At 71.7% G+C, this 17,826-nt stretch carries 19 protein-coding genes; 9 read left to right on the top strand and 10 right to left on the bottom strand.

The annotated features are described in order from the left end of the window. Positions 1 to 28: 28 nt before the first annotated feature. The gene (locus ACFYSC_RS32285) at positions 29 to 1,465 is read right to left on the bottom strand and encodes a DHA2 family efflux MFS transporter permease subunit (RefSeq protein ID WP_389969157.1); all 1,437 of its coding nucleotides are present in this window, start codon (positions 1,463 to 1,465) and stop codon (positions 29 to 31) included. Between the two features lie 75 nt (positions 1,466 to 1,540). Between ACFYSC_RS32285 and ACFYSC_RS32290 the strand changes: the two genes are divergently transcribed. Continuing rightward, positions 1,541 to 2,110 (top strand): TetR/AcrR family transcriptional regulator, encoded by a 570-nt coding sequence (locus ACFYSC_RS32290; RefSeq protein ID WP_389969159.1) that lies wholly within the window; start codon positions 1,541 to 1,543, stop codon positions 2,108 to 2,110. Positions 2,111 to 2,206: 96 nt separating this feature from the next. On the opposite strand, the gene ACFYSC_RS32295 is transcribed toward ACFYSC_RS32290, so the two are convergent. Further along, the gene (locus ACFYSC_RS32295) at positions 2,207 to 2,701 is read right to left on the bottom strand and encodes a cupin domain-containing protein (RefSeq protein ID WP_389969161.1); all 495 of its coding nucleotides are present in this window, start codon (positions 2,699 to 2,701) and stop codon (positions 2,207 to 2,209) included. 52 nt (positions 2,702 to 2,753) lie between these two features. Here ACFYSC_RS32295 and ACFYSC_RS32300 point away from each other — a divergent pair, with 52 nt between their 5' ends. The 5 genes from ACFYSC_RS32300 to ACFYSC_RS32320 all read left to right on the top strand — a co-directional run bounded on the left by ACFYSC_RS32300 (position 2,754) and on the right by ACFYSC_RS32320 (position 7,731). Next, complete coding sequence (locus tag ACFYSC_RS32300; protein ID WP_389969163.1) at positions 2,754 to 3,740, top strand: GlxA family transcriptional regulator; 987 nt, start codon at positions 2,754 to 2,756, stop codon at positions 3,738 to 3,740. 129 nt (positions 3,741 to 3,869) lie between these two features. Beyond that, entirely contained in the window at positions 3,870 to 4,856 is a 987-nt protein-coding gene (locus tag ACFYSC_RS32305; RefSeq protein WP_389969165.1) for a helix-turn-helix transcriptional regulator, read from the top strand. 114 nt (positions 4,857 to 4,970) lie between these two features. Beyond that, positions 4,971 to 6,329, top strand: a complete 1,359-nt coding sequence (locus ACFYSC_RS32310; protein WP_389969167.1) for a serine hydrolase domain-containing protein — start codon at positions 4,971 to 4,973, stop codon at positions 6,327 to 6,329. Positions 6,330 to 6,549: 220 nt separating this feature from the next. Continuing rightward, a complete protein-coding gene (locus tag ACFYSC_RS32315) occupies positions 6,550 to 7,317 on the top strand; it encodes an NUDIX hydrolase (protein WP_389969169.1) in 768 nt (255 codons plus the stop codon). A 129-nt stretch (positions 7,318 to 7,446) separates the two neighbouring features. Then, complete coding sequence (locus ACFYSC_RS32320; RefSeq protein WP_389969171.1) at positions 7,447 to 7,731, top strand: hypothetical protein; 285 nt, start codon at positions 7,447 to 7,449, stop codon at positions 7,729 to 7,731. Between the two features lie 270 nt (positions 7,732 to 8,001). Here ACFYSC_RS32320 and ACFYSC_RS32325 read toward each other — a convergent pair whose 3' ends face one another. After that, positions 8,002 to 8,433 (bottom strand): enediyne antibiotic chromoprotein, encoded by a 432-nt coding sequence (locus ACFYSC_RS32325; protein ID WP_389969173.1) that lies wholly within the window; start codon positions 8,431 to 8,433, stop codon positions 8,002 to 8,004. Between the two features lie 382 nt (positions 8,434 to 8,815). Between ACFYSC_RS32325 and ACFYSC_RS32330 the strand changes: the two genes are divergently transcribed. Next, positions 8,816 to 11,914 carry a Tn3 family transposase gene (locus ACFYSC_RS32330; protein ID WP_389969175.1) on the top strand — a complete coding sequence of 1,033 codons (3,099 nt, stop codon included), beginning with the start codon at positions 8,816 to 8,818 and terminating at the stop codon, positions 11,912 to 11,914. Between the two features lie 141 nt (positions 11,915 to 12,055). Here the strand turns inward: ACFYSC_RS32330 and ACFYSC_RS32335 are convergent, their stop codons facing one another. Together ACFYSC_RS32335 and ACFYSC_RS32340 are read right to left on the bottom strand one after the other, a co-directional pair. Next, complete coding sequence (locus ACFYSC_RS32335) at positions 12,056 to 12,496, bottom strand: GNAT family N-acetyltransferase (protein WP_389969177.1); 441 nt, start codon at positions 12,494 to 12,496, stop codon at positions 12,056 to 12,058. A gap of 124 nt (positions 12,497 to 12,620) precedes the next feature. Beyond that, entirely contained in the window at positions 12,621 to 13,223 is a 603-nt protein-coding gene (locus tag ACFYSC_RS32340) for a superoxide dismutase (protein ID WP_389969179.1), read from the bottom strand. A gap of 278 nt (positions 13,224 to 13,501) precedes the next feature. Here ACFYSC_RS32340 and ACFYSC_RS32345 point away from each other — a divergent pair, with 278 nt between their 5' ends. Then, positions 13,502 to 14,431: a tyrosine-type recombinase/integrase gene (locus tag ACFYSC_RS32345; RefSeq protein WP_389969181.1), complete on the top strand. Its 930-nt coding sequence runs from the start codon at positions 13,502 to 13,504 to the stop codon at positions 14,429 to 14,431. A gap of 220 nt (positions 14,432 to 14,651) precedes the next feature. Here the strand turns inward: ACFYSC_RS32345 and ACFYSC_RS32350 are convergent, their stop codons facing one another. From ACFYSC_RS32350 to ACFYSC_RS32370, 5 genes are all read right to left on the bottom strand, one after another. Beyond that, positions 14,652 to 14,984: a YnfA family protein gene (locus tag ACFYSC_RS32350; protein ID WP_389969183.1), complete on the bottom strand. Its 333-nt coding sequence runs from the start codon at positions 14,982 to 14,984 to the stop codon at positions 14,652 to 14,654. Positions 14,985 to 15,069: 85 nt separating this feature from the next. Further along, positions 15,070 to 15,411: a hypothetical protein gene (locus tag ACFYSC_RS32355; RefSeq protein WP_389969185.1), complete on the bottom strand. Its 342-nt coding sequence runs from the start codon at positions 15,409 to 15,411 to the stop codon at positions 15,070 to 15,072. A 4-nt stretch (positions 15,412 to 15,415) separates the two neighbouring features. After that, positions 15,416 to 15,886, bottom strand: coding sequence for a MerR family transcriptional regulator (locus ACFYSC_RS32360; protein WP_389969187.1), 471 nt, complete (start codon positions 15,884 to 15,886; stop codon positions 15,416 to 15,418). Then, complete coding sequence (locus ACFYSC_RS32365) at positions 15,883 to 16,254, bottom strand: rhodanese-like domain-containing protein (protein WP_389969189.1); 372 nt, start codon at positions 16,252 to 16,254, stop codon at positions 15,883 to 15,885. The genes ACFYSC_RS32360 and ACFYSC_RS32365 overlap by 4 nt, the downstream gene beginning before the upstream one ends. 17 nt (positions 16,255 to 16,271) lie before the next feature. After that, on the bottom strand, positions 16,272 to 16,619 hold the full coding sequence (locus ACFYSC_RS32370; RefSeq protein ID WP_389969191.1) for a hypothetical protein: 348 nt from the start codon (positions 16,617 to 16,619) through the stop codon (positions 16,272 to 16,274). 338 nt (positions 16,620 to 16,957) lie between these two features. Between ACFYSC_RS32370 and ACFYSC_RS32375 the strand changes: the two genes are divergently transcribed. Then, the gene (locus ACFYSC_RS32375) at positions 16,958 to 17,701 is read left to right on the top strand and encodes a VOC family protein (protein ID WP_389969193.1); all 744 of its coding nucleotides are present in this window, start codon (positions 16,958 to 16,960) and stop codon (positions 17,699 to 17,701) included. Positions 17,702 to 17,826 lie beyond the last annotated feature (125 nt).

Consider the following 17,826-nt stretch of genomic DNA (forward strand, 5'->3'; position numbering starts at 1 on the left):
CCGGCCCGGCGGGCCTACGCCGAGCGGTTCAGGACGTGAGCCGGCCGGCAGGAGTCGTCAGCGGCGGCTCGCCGACCGCTCGGCCTCCTGAACGTCCGGCCCGGACGTCCCCCGGCGTCCGGGCCGCGGTCAGCCACAGGCCGGTGAACACGGCGCAGGCCAGCGTCACGGCTCCCGCCGTGAGGAAGGCGCTGTCGAGGCCGGATTCGAAGGAGGCGCCGCCGGACTCCCGCGTGTGGACGATCGCCCCGAGCACCGCCACGCCGAGCACCGCGCCGATCTGCCGGGTGGTGCTGCTGACGCCCGAGGCGAGGCCGCCCTCCTGCGGGCTGACCGCCTGGACGGAGGCCCCGGTCAGCGGCGACATGGTGAGAGCGAACCCGATGCCGACGACCGCCAGCCGCCACCACACGTTTCCGTAGCCGGTATCGGCGTGGACGAAGCCCAGCGCCAGCAGTCCCAGCCCGGCCAGCGCCAGGCCGGCGGTGACGACGACGCGGAAGCCGTACCTGGCCGCGAGCCGGCCCGCGTACGGGCTGGCGATCACCATGGCCAGCGAGGTGGGCAGGGTACGCAGCCCGGCGACCAGGATCGAGGTGCCCTGGACGTGGACGAAGAACTGGGAGAAGAAGAACGACGACCCCATCAGGGCGAACCCGACCACGACCATCGCCGTGTTGGACACCGTGAACAGCCGCTGACGGAACAGCCGCAGCGGCAGCATCGGCGTCGGCACACGACTCTCGACCACGACGAACGCGGCCAGGAGCACCAGCCCGGCGGCGAAGCCGCCCAGGATCACCGGCGAGGTCCACCCTCGGGAACCGCCCTCGATCAGGCCGTAGGTCACGGCGCCCACGCCCGCGGCGGACAGAACCGTGCCGGGGACGTCGATCGGAGGCGCGCCCGGGTTGCGGGACTCCCCCAGCACGCGCAGCCCGGCCAGCAGCAGGACCGCCCCGATGGGCACGTTGACCAGGAAGATGGCGGGCCAGCCGAAGGCCTCCACCAGGATCCCGCCCGCCAGCGGTCCGCCGGCCAGGCCGATGCCGCTGAACCCGGCCCACGACCCGATCGCTCTGACGCGCTCCTTCGGGGCGGGATACGCGGCGGTGAGCAGCGCCAGTGAGGCGGGGCTCAGCGCCGCGGCCCCGACGCCCTGCAGCACCCGTCCGGCGATCAGCCAGCCGATCGAGGGCGCGAGCGAGCACACCACCGACGCGGCCGTGAACACCACCACCCCGGTCAGGAACACCCGCCTGCGGCCGAACCGGTCGGCGAAGACGCCGCCCGACAGCAGCAGCATGGCCACCAGCAGCACGTAGGCGTCGACGATCCACTGCAGGCCGGTCAGCCCGGTGTGGAGCCGCTGCTGCATGTCGGGCAGGGCGGCGCCGACGATCGTGTTGTCGAGCAGCACCATGAACTGACCCGCGCAGGTCAGGGTGAGTAGAGCTTTCCGCACATCTCTCCTAAAAGCAGTCATTGGCTGCGTTAGCAGAGACTCTAACGCAAGTCTGGACTGCGTTAGGGTGAGGGTATGGATGAGCAGGGGCGGGGCAGACGGCCCGGCGGGCGCAGTGCCCGGGTCCGCGCGGCGGTGCACCAGGCCGTCACCGAACTGGTCGGCGAGCGCGGCTACGGAAACTTCACCGTCGGCGACATCGCGGCCCGCGCGGGCGTGGCCGACACCAGCCTCTACCGCCGGTGGGGCAACCTCCAGGCCCTGCTCGGCGATGTGCTGCTGACCCGGCTCAACGCGCGGTCACCGATGCCTGACACCGGCAGCCTGGCCGGCGACCTGCGCGCCTACGCCGCCGCCGTGGCCCGCGAGGTCACCGGACCCGACGGCCTGGCGGTGGTGCGGCTGACCATCGCGCTGTCAGGCGAGGGTCAGCCGGGCCTTCAGGTGCGCGACGACCTCCTGGCCGACCGCACCAGGCAGTTGCAGGCCATGCTCGACCGCGCCCGCGACCGTGGCGAGGACCCGCCCGCCGCGCTGGAGGTGCTGGACCACCTCCTGGCGCCGATCTACATGCGCGTCCTGTTCGGCCTGGGCCCCCTCACCCCTGACTACCTCGACGGGTTGGTCGGCCGGTTGCTCGCCTGATCCGGTCCGTCGCGCCGTGGAACGACAGCCGCCGCCCGCCGCCCGCAGCCCGCCGCCGGCGGGCTGCGCGCCCAGGGCGTCCGGAACGGCGCGGCGTCAGCCGAGAGCGTGACCGGTGGTGGCGTCGACGTGGGCGGGAACCTCCTCGTGCCGGTCCCCGACGCTCGAGGTGCCCGACGGCTCGAACATCAGGATCGAGGCGCCGCCGTCGGAGGACGGCCGGTGCTCGACGCCGCGCGGGACGACGAACACCGAGCCCCTGGGCAGGACCACGACGCGCTCGCCGCCCACCCCTGAGCCGCCCACCCCTGAGCCGCCCACCCCTGAGCCGCCCACCCCTGAGCCGTCCGAACCGGGACCGTCCGAGCCGGAGCCCTCCGGGGCGGGCCCGCCGTCGCGCAGGGCGATGCGCAGCTCCCCCGCGAGGACCAGGAAGAACTCGTCGGTGTCGTCGTGGGCGTGCCAGACGTGCTCACCGGCCACCTTGGCCACCCGCACGTCGTAGTCGTTGACCCGGGTGACGATCCGGGGGCTCCACAGACGGTCGAAGGAGGCCAGCGCGGCCCCCAGGTCGATGGGTTCACGTGTCATGCGGCCATCGTGGCCGGTGGCGACCCGCGACGGCGAGTGCTAGGAATCGCATATGCCGCATGAATCCTCGCACGGCCCGGCCGGACGGCCGCACCGGGTGGTCATGATCGTCGATGCTGGGTCCAACCCGTTCGAGATGGGCGTGGCCACCGAACTGTTCGGGCTGCGCCGGCCGGAGCTGGAGCGGCTCTGGTACGACTTCACCCTGTGCGCCGCGACGCCGGCCGTGCCGATGCACAACGGGTTCTTCACGCTGTCGGAGATCCCCGGGCTCGCCGCCGCCGACGGCGCCGACACCCTGATCGTGCCCAACCGGCCCGACCCGCTGGCCGGGCAGGACCCGGCGGTGCTGGAGACCGTACGGCGGGCCGCGGCGCGCGGCGCCCGCCTGGTGAGCTTCTGCACCGGCGCCTTCACCCTGGCCGCCGCCGGCGTGCTCGACGGGCGGCGGGCCACCACGCACTGGCGCTGGGCCGGGGAGTTCGCCGCCCGCCATCCCGCCGTCCGCCTGGAACCGGAGGTGCTGTTCGTCGACGACGGCGACGTGCTGACCGCGGCCGGCAGCGCCGCCGCGCTCGACCTCGGCCTGCACCTGATCCGCCGCGACCACGGCGCGGAGGTGGCCAACGCGGTGAGCCGGCGACTGGTCTTCGCCGCCCACCGCGACGGCGGCCAGCGGCAGTTCGTCGAACGGCCCGTGCCCGCCGTACCGGACGCCTCCCTGGCTCCGGTGCTGGCCTGGGCACGGCGGCACCTGGACCGGCCGCTGACCGTGACCGATCTGGCCGGGCGCGCCGCGGTCAGCCCGGCCACCCTGCACCGGCGGTTCCAGGCCGAGCTCGGCACCACTCCCCTGGCCTGGCTCACCGCCGAGCGCGTCACGCTGGCGTGCCGGCTGATCGAACGCGGCGAGCAGCGGATGGAGGCGGTGGCGCGGGACAGCGGCCTGGGGACGGCGGCGAACCTGCGGGCCCAGCTGCGGCGGCGCACCGGACTGACCCCCACCGCCTACCGCAGGCGGTTCCGGCTGACCTCCTGAGCCGGAGCGGCGGGAACCGCCGCCCCACCACGGGATCGGCACCACCGGTCGCGGACCTCCCCGGCCGGGGAAGACGGCCGCGGGAGAAGCGGACAGGTCGTGTCCTCTTCGTCCGGCAGGATGGATGATGTGCCGAAGACCTCAGCGCGGCTGCTGGCGCTGCTCTCACTGCTCCAGACCCGCAGGGACTGGCCGGGAGGGCTGCTGGCCGAGCGGCTGGACGTCAGCCCCCGCACCGTACGCCGTGACGTCGACCGCCTGCGCGAGCTCGGCTACCCCATCACGACCTTCCGGGGGCCCGACGGCGGGTACCGGCTCGACGCCGGCGCAGAGCTGCCCCCGATGCTGTTCGATGACGAGCAGGCCGTCGCCCTGGCCATCGCCCTCCGGCTCGCCGCCACCGGCGGCGCCGGCGCCGGCGCCGGCATCGAGGAGGGTGCGGCACGCGCCCTGCACACCGTCCGCCGGCTCATGCCCGCACGGCTGCGCCACCGCGTCGACGCCCTCCGGGTCACCGCCGCCGAGCGGCCGGAGCCCCGGCCGGAACCGCAGGCCGGCGGCGACGTGCTCATGGCGCTCGGCGCCGCCGTCCACGCCCGCGAGGAGCTGCGCTTCGACTACGCCTCAGGAGCGGGCGACGACGGCGGCCCGCCGGCGCCGCCGCGGCGGACGCAGCCCCATCACCTCGTCACCCGGGGCGGGCGCTGGTACCTCGTCGCCTGGGACCTCGACCGCGAGGACTGGCGCATCTTCCGCGTCGACCGGATCACCCCGCGCACCCCTGCCGGGCCCCGCTTCACGCCCCGCGAGCCGCCCGGGGGCACGGTGTCCGCCTTCGTGACCGCCAGGTTCAGGGGTTCGGACGACGTCTCCGCCGACTGGCCGTGCCGCGGTGAGGTGATCCTCGATCTGCCCGCCGCCGCCGTGTCCCGCCATATCCGGGACGGAGTCGTCGAGGAGCTCGGCCCCGGCCGCTGCCGTCTCGTCCTGGGGTCGTGGTCGTGGATCGCCCTGGCCTCCGCCATCGGCAGGTTCGACGCCGACGTCGAGGTCGTCGGCCCGGCCGAGCTCAGGGACGCCTTCGCCCGCCTGGCCCGGCGCTTCGCCGAAGCGTGACATCCGGGAAACGCCGTCACCCGCCGCGTCCCGGCCTGGAGATCCCGGCCGCTCAGGCGGGCGCGCATGGCCTAGCCTGGGACCTCATCAGTGTCAGGACGTGGAAGGGAGCAGATGGTGGCACCGGTTCTGGAGGGTACGGCCCGCGCCCTGCTGCACAGGATCGCGCAGGAGCAGGCCGACTCGCGGCTGCCGTCTCTGGCGGCCGCCGTGGTGCGCGACGGGAGGCCGGCCTGGTTCGGCTTCCGCGGCCGGGTGGACGGCGCCGCGCCCACAGAGGCCACCCAGTACCGCATCGGCTCCATCACCAAGAGCATGGTCGCCGTCGTCGTCATGCGGTTGCGTGACGAGGGCCGGATCGCCCTGCTCGACCCGATCGGCAAGCACGTCCCCGGCACGCCGGTGGGCGAGGTGAGCATCGCCCAGCTGCTGTCGCACACCGCGGGGCTGACCGCCGAGCCACCGGGTCAGTGGTGGGAGCGCACCCCGGGAATGCCGGTGGAGGAGCTGCTGGCCGTGCTCGGCCCGGAGACCGCCCGGCACCGTCCCGGCCGCCGCTTCCACTACTCCAACCTCGGCTTCGCCCTGCTGGGCGAGATGGTCGCCCGTCACCGGGGGACGGACTGGGCGCGGGCCGTGCGGGAGGAGGTGCTGGAGCCGCTGGGCATGCGCGACACCACACCCCGGCCCCGCGCCCCGCACGCGACCGGCTTCGCCGTCCACCCGTGGGCCGACGTGCTGCTGCCCGAGCCCGAGCACGACGCGGGGGCCCTGGCCCCGGCCGGGCAGATGTGGTCCTCCCCCGCCGACCTCGCCCGGTGGGCGGCGTTCCTGGCCGGCGACACCGGTGACGTGCTGAGCGCCGACACCCTGGCCGAGATGCGCGAGCCGGCGACCGTCGACGACGGTGACGCCTGGACCGGCGGCTTCGGCCTGGGCCTGCAGCTGGCCCGCGCGGGCGGCCGCCGCCTGGCCGGTCACGGCGGCTCCATGCCGGGCTTCCTGGCCTCGGTGTGGGCCGATCCCGGTGACGCGACCGGTGTGCTGTTCCTGACCAACGCCACCTCCGGGGCCAGCCGGGCCCTGACGACGGACCTGCTGGCCATCCTCGACGAGCACGAGCCGCGCCTGCCCGCCGAGTGGGAGCCGGCGGCCGCCGATCCCGCCCTGCTGGAGCTGACCGGTCCGTGGTACTGGGGGCCGGCCGCCTACGCGCTGCGCCTGCTGGGCGGACGGGACCTGTCGCTGTCGCCGGTCGGCGGCCCCGGCCGGGCCTCGCGGTTCACCGCCCGCGCCGACGGCACCTGGATCGGCCTGGACGGCTACTACGCCGGGGAGACGCTGCGGCTGGTGCGCCGCGCGGACGGCACGGTCAGCCACCTCGATCTGAACACCTTCGTCTTCACCCGCACCCCCTACGACCCGGCTGCCGGGGTGCCGGGCGGGGTGGACGAGGGCGGCTGGCGCGCCTGACACCCGGGCGGGCCCTCGCCCGCCGGAGTCGTCACCGCCACGGGCGACCGGCGCGCCGGGCCGCGGCCGGGGCCGGACCGGTCACGCCCCGCGGCGATCGCGACCCGGGGCCGTGCTCCGCCACGGGGCGGCCTTCCGAGGACGGTGACGTCCTCGGAAGGCCGCCCCGTCCCGCGCCGAGCCGCAGGAGAGGTGAAACCTCGTGTGCCAGCATTGTGCGGTGACCGAGTCATCGCCGCGGCGCGGCGCCGCGCTCCTGGACGTGCACCGTATCCGTCTGGTCGAGATCCCCGCGCCCCCGGTGCCGCCCGGGGAGCGGGCGGCCATGGACCGCGCCTGGGACGAGGCGGTCCGGGCCAACCCGAGTTTCTTCGACGGGCCGGTGGCGGCCCTGACGGGGCTCACGTGGGAGGGGCCGCGCAACGTGGTCCTGACCTGGGCGAGGATCACCTACCGGCGCAACGCCCTGCGCCGGGTCCCGGGCGCCACCGCACGGCTGCCGCCCCTCTTCGTCACCGTCGCGCAGCCGACCGACGACGGCCGGCTGCTGGTGGGGCGGATGTCGTCGTCGACCGCCGCGCCCGGCCGCTGGCAGCCGCCGGGCGGATCGGCCGAGCCGCCCGGGGACGCCGAGCCCCTCGACCTGGCCGCGCTCACCCGGCACGCCGTCCGGGAGCTGGCCGAGGAGACGGGCCTGGACACGGCGCCGGACGAACTGACACTGTGGTCCGTCATCCGCAGCGGAGACGGCGGTGCCGGCGTCCTGTTCCTCGCGCCGCCCCGGCCGGAGCCGCTGTTGCGTGAGCGGTTCGCGGCGGTGGTGGCCTCGGAGAGGGCGCTGGGCCGGGTGCCGGAGCTGGACCGCATCGCCCTGGTCCGCTCCCCGGCCGAGCTGGCCGGTCTCGGCGGGCCGCGGGTGGACTATCTGGAGCCGATCGTCCGCCGGTACGCCGGGACGATGCCCCGGCGCGGCGGTGATCCCGCCTAGACGGCGGCGCCTCCCGGGCCGGCGCCGTGCCCGTGGCCGGAGGTCCCGGGTGGCCGCCGATTCCCCGGCGGCCCGGGGCGGTGATCCGGGTGGCATCCTGGGGTGACGTCGACCACGAGGAGAGAACCGATGACCCCCCACTCCCCCGCCACACAGCCAGTGCCCCGGCACACTCCGCTCGACGCGGACGAGATGGCCCGGAGCGAGGCGGCCTTCTCCCCGCTCGTCACCGAGCACCTCCTGGCGAGCGGGCGGTTCCGGGTGACCGCCGAGACCCCGGACATGGTGGAGCTGTTCCAGCGCGTGGCCCGCAGGGTGGGAGACGCGCTGGGCAGGCCCGTGGTCAGCTACGCCAACGGTAGGGACATCGTGATCGCTTTCGGCCGGGAGGGGTCCCCCGGCCTCACCGCCTGACGGGGGCCGCCGAGCCGGCCGGCCGGACGGGCCCGGTGTCCGACGTGTCCGACGGCCGCCGCTCCCGGCTGGGAGCGGCACCCGCGCGGTCGTCCGGACGGCCGCGCGCCGGCGGCCGCCGGGGACTCTCCCGGCGGCCGCGCTTTCGCACTCGGACTCCTTTCTCGCTCATTTCGTGAAATATTTACTTATTCAGTCAAGTGCCGTTTCAATGTGCGTCCCTTTTCCCGGCCGGCCGGAGGAGGATTCCCCGATCCGGATGGGTGGAGGTCAGCGGAAGGACAGCTGCGTGGACCCCAGGAGGCCGTTCGGGCTCCCGGCGCTGACGTAGCAGGCCGTGACCGCGCAGTCCACGGAGCCCACGGCCGCCCCGTCGGGCGTGACGGCCTGGAAGCCCTTGTTGACCACGAACGAGGTGCTCGCCGAGCCGGCGGCGTCCGCGGCCACCGTCTTCACCGTCGCCGGGTTGCAGGCCAGCTGGTCCTTCACGGTGGCGCACTGCAGGATGGTGATCTGCTCCCCGGCCGCGGCTCCGGTGGCGGAGGCGGTGACCGAGGCGCCGTCCGACAGGCCGGTGGCCGGCGTCACCGAGAAAGCCGGGGCGGCGGCGGCGAAGGCCGCCGGCTGCGACACCAGGGCCAGGCCGCCCATCGCGACGGCGGCGGCGACACCCAGCTTGGCGAAAAGACCGGTCTTCTGCATTCCTTGCTCCTTCTCTCTTGCCTTCTCTGGCTTTTCTCTGTTCTTCTCCGGCGATCGCTCGCCCTTACAAGAACAACTTTGCGCCATTCACTGCGGACATTCCAGAAAAAGCCGAGTCAGCAAGTTGCCCGTGAATATCAACATCCTGTCAACGCCGGAGTTGCATCGCGGGCGAGAGGGAAGTAAGGGGCGCACCCGGGCTGCGGGCCGTACAGGTTGGGGGGTGCGCGCCGCGCGGGGACCGTACGGCTTCGCGGAGAGCCCGGCCTTCCGCCCGGAATGGGGTGCCACCGGAATACGGCAGAAACAGGCCACAGGGTTGATCATTGGTCGTTAGAATCCTGGGGTTCGCGCTGGTTGGTGGCGGTTTCCGGGGGTTCGGGTGGCATCGATCGACCGGACGGCGTACCCGAGGTTCACACGTGCGGTGTCGGCGCGGGAGCTGGCGGAGGTGTTCACTCCGTCGGACGGCGAGGTGGAGTGGGCCCGCGGCAAGACACACGATGATCAGCCTCTGTTGGCCTTGCTGGTGTGGTTGAAGGCCTACCAGAGGCTGGGGTACTTCCCGAAGTTGGCCGAGGTGCCGACGGTGGTCGCCGAGCACATCCGCGATGTGGTCGGCTTGCCGGAGGGTGTGGTGCTGGCCGAGGCCGCGGAGCGGTCGGCCACGCGGCACCGGAGCTACGTGCGCACTCGGATGGGCGTCGCCTACGACGCGGCCGGGGTACGGGCGGTGGCGGCCGAGGCGATCCGCAAGGCGGCGCAGGCGAAGGATAACCCGGCTGACTTGATCAACGTGGCGTTGGACGAGTTGGTCCGCGCGCGGTGCGAGCTGCCCGGCTACACGACGCTGGACGAGCTAACCAAGAAGATCCGCACGGAGGTGAACCGCGGGTTCTTCTCGCTGGTGTCCGGTCGGGTCGACGCGGCCGGTCGGGCGAGGCTGGGTCGGCTGCTGGTGGTCAATCCGGTCACCCGGCGCAGCGAGTACGACGGGTTGAAGGATGTGGCGCAGGCCGCGTCGCTGGGCAAGTTCAAGGGCCGTCTGGCGTTCCTGCGGGACCTGGACGCGCTCGGCCCCACGGAGGTCTGGCTGGAGGGGGTCCCGCCGGGCAAGGTCGCGCATTTCGCGGGTGAGGCGCGGGTGACCGACGTCGCGGATCTGCGCAAGGTGGCCGATGAGGACAAGCGGCTCACGCTGATCGTCAGTCTGCTGCACACGGTGCGGACCGGGGTGCGAGACGACGTGGTGACGATGTTCTGCAAGCGGATCGCGGCGATCCACAAGAAGGGCCGCGATCAGCTGGAGGCGCTGCGGGAGATCCATCGCGCGGAGTCCGAGCGACTCCTGGGCGTGTTCGGTGATGTCCTGGACGGTGTCCGGGAGGCCGTCGCGCCCGCTGAGCAGCAGCTCAGTAACTCGGTCATAGGCGTGGTGGAAGGCGGCGGAGTCCGGGAGGCGGTGGCCGAGCGGGCCGGGCGGCTGGTGTTAAAAGCTCTGGAGCAGGCGGGCGGTCTGGAGGCGCTGGCGGCCGCGCATGAGGCGGTGTCGGCGCATCACGGCAACAACTACCTGCCGCTGCTGGAGGCGCATTACCGTTCGCACCGCTCGGCGCTGTTCACCCTGGTGGAGTCGATCGAGTTGGAGTCGACCAACGCCGATCGCAGCGTCTTGGACGCGGTGGAGTATCTGCAAGCCCAGCGCAACGCCCGCGCCGCGTTCGTCCCCGATCGGATCACGGTGGAGCGGGAGGGCCTGGACGGCGCCGCGGAGACGGTGACGTTGTCGGTGCAGGTGGAGGCGTTCGCCTCGGCGATGTGGCGGAAGATCCTCAAAGACCCGGCCCTGCCGGGGATGCTGGTGCGCCGCCACTTGGAGGTGTGTGTGTTCTCCTACCTTGCGGCGGAGCTGCGGTCGGGGGATATCGCGGTGGCCGGGTCGGACTCCTACGCCAACCTGCAAGACCAGCTCATGCCCTGGCAGGAGTGCGCGCCGCTGGTGGAGGAGTTCTGCGCCGAGGCCGGTCTCCCGGCCGACGCGGCTGAGTTGACCGGCCACTACAAGAAGCTCTTGGCCGAGACCGCCGCGGCGGTGGACGCCGGCTACCCGGGCAACACCGATCTCGTTTTGGAGGGCGGGCGTCCCGTTCTGCGCCGCCGCAAGGGGACCGAGCGGAGCAAGGAGGCGCTCAAGCTGGAGGAGGCCGTGCATGACCGGCTGCCGCAGCGGGACCTGCTGGACATCCTCACCCGCACCGCCTACCAGCTGGGCTGGCACCACCACTTCGGGCCCGCCTCCGGCTCCGACCCGAAGATCTCCGAAGCGCTTGGCCGGTATGTGCTGACGGTGTTCACCTACGGCACGCTGCTCGGTCCGGCCCAGGTCGCCGCGCACATGCGCGGCAAGGTCAGCGCCGCCGAACTCGCCCGGGGGGCGAATCAGCACGCGACCAGCGAGAAGGTCGCCAAAGCGTCCTCCACGGTGATCAACGCGTTCAACCGGCTCGACATCACCTCGGTGTGGGGCGATGGCAAGACGGTGGCCGCCGACGGCTCTCAGGTCGAGACGTGGGAGAACAACCTGCTCGCCGAATCCCACATCCGCTACGGCGGTTATGGGGGCCTGGCCTACCGGCACATCTCCAACACCTATGTCGCCTTGTTCTCCCACTTCATCCCGTGCGGGGTGTGGGAGGCGGTCTACATCATCGAGGGCCTGCTGAAGAACGCCTCGGAGATTCAGCCCGACACCATCCACGCCGATACCCAAGGCCAATCGCTGCCCGTCTTCGGGCTCGCCGCCCTCTTGGGATTCGACCTGCTGCCGCGCATCCGCAACTGGCACGACCTGATCTTCTACCGGCCTACCCCGCAGGCCACCTACCAGCACATCGACTCGCTGTTCGGCGACGAGGCGATCGACTGGGCTCTGATCGAGACCCACTGGAGCGACCTGCTGCGCACCGCGATCTCTATCCGGCAGAACCGGATCTCCTCGGTCACCCTGCTGCGGCGCCTGGGCAACCATTCGCGCAAGAACCGCCTCTACCGCGCCTTCCGCGAACTCGGCCGCGCCGTGCGCACCATCACGTTGCTGCGTTATCTATCCGACCCGGACCTGCGCGAGCAGATCACCCAGGTCACCAACCGCAACGAGGCCTTCCACGGCTTCGCCGACTGGCTCATGTTCGGCGGTAAGCTCATCGGCCACAACGACCCTGACTACCACGAGAAGATCATCAAGTTCAACGAGCTGCTGGCCAACTGCGTGATCTACTCCACCGCCTGCGACATCACCGACGCCGCCAACGCCATCGCCGCTGAAGGTCGCCCCATCGACCCCGACGACCTGGCCACCATCTCGCCCTACATCACCCATGTCATCCGCCGGTTCGGTAATTGGATCCTCAACCTCACTCCGCCGGCCGCCGCCCCCACCACGCACCTCGATCTGGAATCCCGCGTTCTTTTCGCCCCGTGAGGGCTCGTCGCTCGGGTCCGTGTCACTGGCCACAAAGCAGAGTGTTTGCGCAGATCAGCACCGTATGTCAGAACGTTCCGGCCGTGAGAGGAGTTCTGCGAATGGTGATCGGGGTAAACGTCTCGTCGAACGAGGACAGCGCTAACCTCTGGCTTTGCGCATGATCAGACGGGTCTGTCCGCAGGCGTTGTGCAGGGCTATCACTCGCCATCCTCTACTGCGGTAGAGACCGAGTGCCGCTGTCGCGGCGGGGTGGGTGGCCAGCCATCGTGGTCCGTCGCCCGCGGCGTCCAGGAGGGTGTCGTGGAGGGCGGCGCCGATCCCGCGGCCGCGCAGGCCGGGCAGGACGGCGAGTTCCTTGAGGGTGAAGACGTCGGCGGCCGGGCGTGAGGCCAGCCTGGTGAGTGTCGAGCAGCGGTGTCCGTAGGCGAAGCCGTACACCTCCTCCCCCTCGCCGGCCAGGGCCAGGACGAAGCCGGGGCGGCGGCTGTCGGCGAGCAGGCGCGCCGCGACGCCGCGGGCGTGGGCGGCCGGCTCGCACCAGGGCGGCCGGGTGAAGACCTCCTCACCCACATCGGCCACGGCCACGAGAAACCGGCGAGCGGCCTTCGGGCCGACTATCTGGATGTGGAAGGAGGCGACGCCCGGCCGTCCGGTTGGACCATTCATCAAGGAAGGACGGACGGCGGGCGCCGCGGTCATGAGGTCAGGCGCCCTTGGCCGCGTCGAAGCGGGCGATGACGTCGTTCCAGTTGATCAGCGACCACAGCTTCTGCACGTAGTCGGGGCGCACGTTGCGGTACTGCAGGTAGTAGGCGTGCTCCCAGGCGTCGAAGACCAGCAGCGGGGTGGTGTTCATGCCGACGTTGCCGTGGTGGTCGTAGACCTGCTCGACGACCAGGCGGCGGCCCAGCGGCTCCCACGCCAGGATGCCCCAGCCCGAGCCCTGCACGGTCGCGGTGGCGGTGCTGAGCTGCTTTTGGAAAGCCTCGAACGAGCCGAAGTGCTCGACGATCGCCTCGCCCAACTCGCCGTCGGGACGGTCGCCGCCGTCGGGGGAGAGGTTCTGCCAGAAGATCGAGTGCAGCACGTGCCCGGACAGGTTGAAGGCGAAGGTCTTCTCCAGCCCGACCAGGCCGCCGAACTCGCTCTTGTCGCGTGCCTCGGCCAGCTTCTCCAGGGTGTCGTTGGCGCCCTTGACGTAGGCGGCGTGGTGCTTGGCGTGGTGCAGCTCCAAGATCTCCCCGGTGATCGCCGGCTCCAAGGCCGCGTAGTCGTAGGGCATATCCGGAAGGGTGTACTGACCCATGGTGATCTCCTTGTCGTGCCAGACCTTATCGCGATCTATGTGCAACAACAATAATCATGCAAGACAGCCATCTGTGAACCGCACACCGGCGCTGTCATTACGCAGAGTTACTTTGCGGCTGGTGGCACCGACTCGGGTGAGAGGCCATGATGGTTGCGGGATAACTTTGGTTATCCGGCAAGAACAAGATCGCACGCCTATCGTGAGCTAGGAGCGGTCCGCCTGGCGCGGACCGCTCGATTCCCGGTTATCTGGCAACTCGGCGAATGAGGCGCGGCATGGATCCGGTGATCGTCGAACAGCTCGGCCGCGACCATCCCCTCGCCATCCACTTGAACGACTTCCTCACCGACCTGAAGAACGCCAACGCCTCGCCGCAGACCCTGCGCGCTTACCGCGGAGACCTCCTGCAGTTCACCGCCCACCACGACGGCCAGGTCTCTGACATCTCCGCCGCACCCATCCGGGCGTTCCTCGCCGACATCGGCGCCCTGTCGGCCTCCACCCGCAAACGCAAGCGGGCCGCGGTCTCCTCCTTTTGCCGGTGGGCTGTGCGCCAGGACCGCCTCGACACCAACCCCATGGACAAGATCGACACCATCAAGGTGCACAAGACCCTGCCCCGGCCCGCCGCGGCCGCCGACGTCGCCAAGGTGCTCAACTCGATCTGCAGCCGCCGGCCGCGCAAGGACCTGCCGCTCGACCGTCTCCGTGACCGCGTGCTGTTCGAGACGATCTACGTGTGCGGATCCCGTGCCGCCGAAGCGTGCGGCCTGGACATCGACGACTTCGACCTGCGCCAAGACGACGAACACGTCCGCATCCACGGCAAAGGCGGAACCGTCCGCACCGTGCTCCTGGACGACCGCGGCTACGTCGTCCTCCTCAAGCTCTACCTGACCCGCGCCAGCTACCGGTACGGGCCCGCGTTCCGCGCCAGCATCAACGGCTCCGGCGGGTCCCTGTCCTACGACGCCGCCCACCATCGGTGGGAGAACTACTGCGAAGCGGCCGGGGTCGAGATCGACATCCACCAACTCCGTCACGCGCACGCCACCGAACTCATCAACGCTGGCGTCTCCATCGAAGCCGTCCGACGACGTCTCGGTCACGCCTCTACCGAGACCACCCAGCTCTACACGCTCTTGAACGACGACATCGCCGACGCCGAGATTCGCGCAGCACGACGACGCCGCGACCGCCGCTGACCAGCTCCTAACGCAACCCGTGGCCTGTTTCTGCCGTATTGCGGTGGTACCCCTACCTGTCGGGAAATCCTGTCGTCAATTTCAGCTTGGAATCACCCGCCCGACGAGGTATTCCATCCCCCGATGTCCGGTTTTCGGGCGGCCGTGAGCTGCGCTTGCGGGGGTGTCGGGAAATCACCTAAACCCGACACCCTTTCGATGGAGTTGTGGCTGGCGCGGTTCAGCCGCGCGGCGCGTACATGATCACGGCGACTCCTGCCAGGCAGACCAGCGCGCCGATGACGTCCCAGCGATCGGGCCGGAACCCGTCGACGACCATGTCCCACGCCAGCGATCCGGCGACGAAGACGCCGCCGTAGGCGGCCAGGATGCGGCCGAAGTTGGCGTCCGGCTGCAGGGTGGCGACGAAGCCGTACAGGCCCAGGGCGATGACGCCGGCGCCGATCCAGGCCAGGCCGCGCTGCTCACGCACGCCCTGCCAGACCAGCCACGCGCCGCCGATCTCGGCGAGCGCGGCCAGGGCGAACAACAGCAGTGAGCGGATGATCGTCATGGCAGGTAGAACAGCGCATCCCGCAGGCCGCCCGACCCACAGGGGCCCGGCGGGGTCGCTGCAGGTGGCACGATGGGGCGGGTGCTCAGCATCCGCACCCTCCGCCGCAGCCGCAGCTTCCCGCAGCTACGGAGCGCCGGCGCGAGGCGCGCCGGTACAACCACCATATGAGCGCCGCGGCGGCGAGCAGCACGCCGGCGATCGCCAGCAGGGTCTGTTCGGCCAGCGCGGCTCCGGCGCCGGTGAGCAGCCCGGCCCCGATCAGCAGCGGAAGGGCGCAGCAGGCCGCGCACGCCAGCACCGCCAGGGCGGCGGCGGCCTTGCTGCGTAGCGGCAGCCCGCCGGTCGTGGCGGGCTCGCCCGGTCCGCTACCGGAGGTGATCAGGGGAAGAGCGGTCGGTGCGCGGTGGTCGTGCTCGGCACTCACGTGATCAGTTCTCCTCGGGGATGCGGTCAGTGGCGTGGTCGGCGGCCAGGTCAGCGAACGGCAACGGACAGTCGGGGCAGGTGCAGTGGGTCAGGCTGTCGCAGCCCGCGCTGACCACTGCGGTGAGCGCGGCGCGGATGGTGGCCAGGTCGGCAATTCGCGCGTCCACCTCGGCGATCTTGGCCTGGGCGCGGGCTCGCAGGTCCGGGGTGGGGTGCCCGCGCCGCCCGGTGTCGATCAGCTCGGCCACCTCCTCCAGCGTGAAGCCGAGCCGCTGAGCGGCTTTGATCACCGTCAGCAGGGTGACGGTCTCGGGCGGATAGGCGCGGTGCCCGCCGGGGCTGCGCGCCGGTTCGGCGATCAGCCCGCGGCGTTCGTAATAGCGCAACGTCTGCAGGTTGACCCCGGCCCGCTCGGCGACCTGGCCGCTGCGCAAGTACGGCCCGCACTCACCCAGCGCGATGTCCTGCTTCACCACGGCCGCCCCGCTGCGGCACCCGCGCCTGTCGTCGCGCCCGCGCGGTGGCCCTCGAACGCCAGCCCCGCCTCGGCCCAGTCCTGCTTGCCGCCGACGTACACGCGCACGTCGGCGTAACCCAGCCGGGCGAACGCCGCAGCGGCGATCTCGGACCTGTTGCAGTACCGGCCCGAGCAGTAGACCACCACCGTGGCCGCCCGATCGGGGGCGACCTGTGCTGCCAGCTCGGCCGACACCTGGCCGGGCACGTTGCGCGCGCCGGGCAGGTGCTCGGCGGCGAAGGCCTCGACCGGCAGCGCCTCCACCAGTTGCACGGCCCCGTCCTGCAGGAGTGCGAACAGGTCCTCGCGGCTGATTCGGTCCATCGCCATCGTCTCCCGGCTCAACGCGCGGCCGTGGCGTCCGCGCGGTCCTGCAGCGCGTCCAGCACGTCGACGTGCTCGGTCGGCACCGTCACCTCCAGCGCCAGGGTGCCGTCGGCGATGGTGAGGGTGAAGGTGAAGAAGGAGCAGCAGCCGTTCTCCCGCGCGGCCAGCTCTGCCGCCCGGGCGGCGTTGTCCCGGCTGAAGACGAGCTCCAGGCGCAGCCGGGTGTGCTCCGGCCGCGTCACGCCCTGCACCGTCTCGGTGAACAAGGCATCGAATTCGGCCACGCGAAGCGGCTGCTCGGCGGTGGGCAGCGTGCAGGCAGAGGGGGCCCACCCCAGGTCAAGACCAACGTGCTGTGTCATACCTCGACGGTAAACCTGTACTTAGGTACCGAGTGCAAGGCCAAGATCCGTGGACACCATCCGAACTGGCCCGGCAACGACGACGGCTTCACCGCACTCTGCCGACTCACCGGACTCGGCTGACAGGCGCGATCAACCTACTTTGGGGCTCGGGACATCTTCGGGAGCGGAGGGCCTCTACCGAGACCACCCAGCTCTACACGCTCTTGAACGACGACATCGCCGACGCCGAGATTCGCGCAGCACGACGACGCCGCGACCGCCGCTGGCCAGCTCCTAACGCAACCCGTGGCCTGTTTCTGCCGTATTCCGGTGGTACCCCGGAATAGGTGGCCGGCATGGCACTGAATCTCATCCAGGTGAACTTCAAGGCCCGGGACGACGCGGCGCTCGGCCGGTTCTGGGCGGAGGCGCTCGGCTGGGGCGTCTCCAGCGAGGGGCCCGGCGTGACCAACCTCGAACCCCTGGGCTTCACCTGGCCGGATCCCGCCGCCTTCTACATCGACCTCGTCGCCGTCCCGGACCCCGAGACGGTGAAGTACCGCGTGCACCTCGATCTCGCCACCACCTCCGCGGCCCATCAGGCCGAGTTGGTGGCGCGGCTGAAGGAACTCGGCGCGACGCCCGCGGACGTGGGCCAGGGTGACGTCCCGTGGACGGTTCTGGCCGACCCGGAGGGCAACGTGTTCTGCGTGCTGGAGCCCCGGGAGATCTACCGGGACACCGGCCCGATCGCCGCGGTGGTGGTCGACTGCGCGGACCCGCGGGCCATGGCCAGGTTCTGGGACCGGGCGGTGGACTGGACGCTGCACGAGGTCACCGACGACCACGCGAGGCTCCGCTCCTCCAGGGGCGTCGGGCCGTATCTGGAGTTCCTCCGCGTGACGCCCGGCGGGAAGACCGCGTGGAACCGCGTCCATGTCGACCTGCTGCCGTACCCCGGTGACGACCAGGCGGCGGAGGTGGCCCGGCTGCGGGCCCTCGGCGCGACGCCCGCCGACGTCGGACAGGGCGACGTCCCGTGGGTCGTCCTCGCCGACCCGGAGGGCAACGAGTTCTGCGTCCTCCGCCGCAGGGCCTGACGCGGAGCCTCCCCCGCCCGCGCGCCGTCCGTCCCGGCCGCGCCCGGATCGGCCGCGCGCGGATCGGGCGCGCACGGATCGGGCGCGCACGGGCCGGGCGCGGCCGGGACACGGCCCCCGGCCGC

It is taken from the genome of Streptosporangium sp. NPDC004379, from assembly GCF_042873875.1.
Taxonomy (GTDB): domain Bacteria; phylum Actinomycetota; class Actinomycetes; order Streptosporangiales; family Streptosporangiaceae; genus Streptosporangium.